This window comes from Chamaesiphon sp. OTE_20_metabat_361 (assembly GCF_031364565.1).
Genome location: NZ_JANLWO010000215.1, coordinates 1 through 2,672 on the forward strand (window position 1 = coordinate 1; position 2,672 = coordinate 2,672).

Genomic DNA, 2,672 nt, shown 5'->3' on the forward strand with positions numbered 1-2,672 from the left:
TCAAAAACGCGCTCGACATTGAGGCTCAAGAAACCATCAGGGACAATCGGTGGTCGCTCTGGATCGCTGTAAATAGCCATGTCGATGCCAAAGAACCAGTCCATGCGCTCTTCCCACAGCATCCGTAAAATCGATTTGAGCAGGCTGGGAATGAGTTCTTGGAGTTCGTTGTCCACGGGGGTATCGTCCGAGCAAGGCAGTTCGTCAGCGGTGGGTAGGTATCTGGGTAGCTCGTACTGGTACATGTTAGCTAGTGAGTGAAGAGCTTACTGCTATTTTAGTACGATCCCAACCGCCGCGATCGATCGTCGATCGTAACGCTGCACTGGATCTCAAATTCAGGTTATGTACTGAAGACCGAATCTAAGCGAAAACCCAAGTAGCGACGAGCGTCGCTACTTGGGTAAATCGAGATTGGGACTGAAGGTAAGAATTTGCACTCCCTCAGTCATGGCTTGCGGATTAACGCTGCGGTGCGTATTGCTTGTTAATTTCTTGAAGTTTTTGCTTCTGCTCTTTAGTGAGGATTGCGTCTTGTTGCGCGATGGCTGCGGTTTGGATCGCTTTGAGTTGACTTTGTTGAGCGGGAGTAAGTGTCAAATTAGGAGCCTGACCCTGCTTTCTTGCCGCTTCAACTTGCTTTACTTGAGCAGGAGTGAGAACGGCAATTTGCTTCTTCATTACAGATTGCCGCAGTTCGATTAGCTTAGTTTGCTGCTCCTTAGTCAGCTTGAGCTGCTCGATGGATGGTGGTTGTCCGTTGTTTCCAGCCGGAGCAGTTTTAGTTGCAGGAGCGGTAGTTGTGGGGGTTTGTTGAGCGAAGCTGGGAGCAGCGACGCTAACAGTTAGAGATGCACAAATTGCGGTAGATACAGCAGTTAAAGTGAAATTTTTCATAGGTAGGGATGAAAATCTAAATTGAACTTTGCTATGACTTAACAGTCGATTTTGATTGTGACACTTTTCTCTTGACTCCGCTAGCCACCAAAATGTTCGTTGGTTGCTAGATCCGATACAGTGACTGGGATAAGTAAATTTTAAATCGATTGTTATTTATTACTGTAGCAGACTTAAAATTTTGCTCTAACAGTAAATTCATAATCGCCACCAGCTTCTAGTTGGTAGTCCCATTGTTTCAGAAATCGACCTAAAGCATCTTGAATTAATGCACGTCCCAGTGCGGGTTCGACAATTAATTCGAGGTTTCCTTCCCGACAGCACCATTGAAAGTCCCAACAAAATTCACCAGCACTAACTTCGCCGACAACTTTCCCAAATTGCCAGGAGTGATGGGTGACGCGCACGCGGGCAGTTGTTTCGGGTAATTTGCGTTTGGCCATAGTTGCGATCGAAAGACTGCCAAAAATAGATGTTTAAATGAATGATAGCTCAACAAACTCAGGTTGGGATCGGCATATTTCGATCGATTAACCAGAAATATTCGGCAACTGGTAAAAACTATTCATAAATCCCCGCTGCAATTTTTGCTAGTTGCTGGGGGGCGTTGATTTCAGTAAACAGTTCGCGAGCGCGCTCTAAGTAAAGTTGACTCCCAATGACATCACCGACTTGGTGCCATGTCCATCCAGCTTGATAGTAAGCTGCGGCTAGATCGCTTTTAGCACCCAGCCTGTCGAGGATCTCGATCGATTGGCGATGATTTGTTTGTGCTTGCTGGAGATTACCATTGATTCGCTCTAGTTGTGCTAAACCAATTAGAGTTCGACCTTGGGTTTGTAGGTAGTTCCCGGTTTGGCAAAATGTCAAGGTTTGCTGATAAATTGTGTTTGCTCGATCGAGATCGCCTAAATTAGTATAGGTTTGTCCGATTTTCTGGAGGAAATAGGCACTACTACCAGTCCATTGATGTTGAGTAGTCAGGGTTTCAATCTCAGTCAGTAATTGTCTGGTTCGATCGAAATTATGCAGATAAGATTGGGCTAAAGCTAAGCACACATTCGCTTTCATTGCCCAGCGATCGCGAATAGTATTACTTGCTTTAGCGATGACTGTTTCAAATAGTTCGCTTGCTTTGGTTAATTCCCATAAATCGAGTTGGTATAGCCCCATACTTAGCAGCGAATCAAGATTTAAGATCTTCAGACAATGGGTGGGATGAGAAAGATCGTGGCGATCGGTATTTACTAGTGTAATTGTTGTATGGTCGATTGCTTGTTGTTGAGTCTCGATCGCCAAATCGATGCGACCGACGATCGAATATAGATCGCCGAGAATATTCGCAAGTTCGGCATAACGCAGGTCGAGGGATAAATTTGGCATGAGTTGGACGATTGCTGCTAATACTGGCTGAATCGCACCCAGTCGATAAAGATTGCTAGCTAATGGTAAAAACTGTCCCCATTGATTATCTCGCGGCTGAAGTAATACGCTGGCTGCTTGGGAGAAGTCGCTAATTTCTAGATAATGATAATATGCTTCTAATGCAGTAATCGCCGTATCGGCATGGACAATTTTAACGACAGAATCAGTCCAATAATTAGCGGCTTGCTGATGAGTTTTAGTCCAGTCATCGGTCTGTCGCAATCTGACGATCGCGATCTCGCGGATGGCTGGATGCAGCCAATACATCCCAGACTGAAATTCAATTAACGAGCGGTTTTTGAGCGAATTAACCACAGTTAGCTGGCGTTCGGATTCGACATCCCATAATA

At 45.2% G+C, this 2,672-nt stretch carries 3 protein-coding genes and 1 pseudogene; all 4 read right to left on the reverse strand.

The genetic code is table 11. The annotated features are described in order from the left end of the window. Positions 1 to 245, reverse strand: a pseudogene (locus RMO35_RS06095) (Uma2 family endonuclease); the annotation flags it as partial. A gap of 217 nt (positions 246 to 462) precedes the next feature. After that, complete coding sequence (locus tag RMO35_RS06100; protein WP_309739355.1) at positions 463 to 897, reverse strand: hypothetical protein; 435 nt, start codon at positions 895 to 897, stop codon at positions 463 to 465. A gap of 173 nt (positions 898 to 1,070) precedes the next feature. Further along, complete coding sequence (locus RMO35_RS06105; protein WP_309739356.1) at positions 1,071 to 1,340, reverse strand: DUF3146 family protein; 270 nt, start codon at positions 1,338 to 1,340, stop codon at positions 1,071 to 1,073. A 118-nt stretch (positions 1,341 to 1,458) separates the two neighbouring features. Then, positions 1,459 to 2,672: tetratricopeptide repeat protein (locus RMO35_RS06110; RefSeq protein ID WP_396135615.1), on the reverse strand; the 1,214-nt coding region annotated here is incomplete at its 5' end.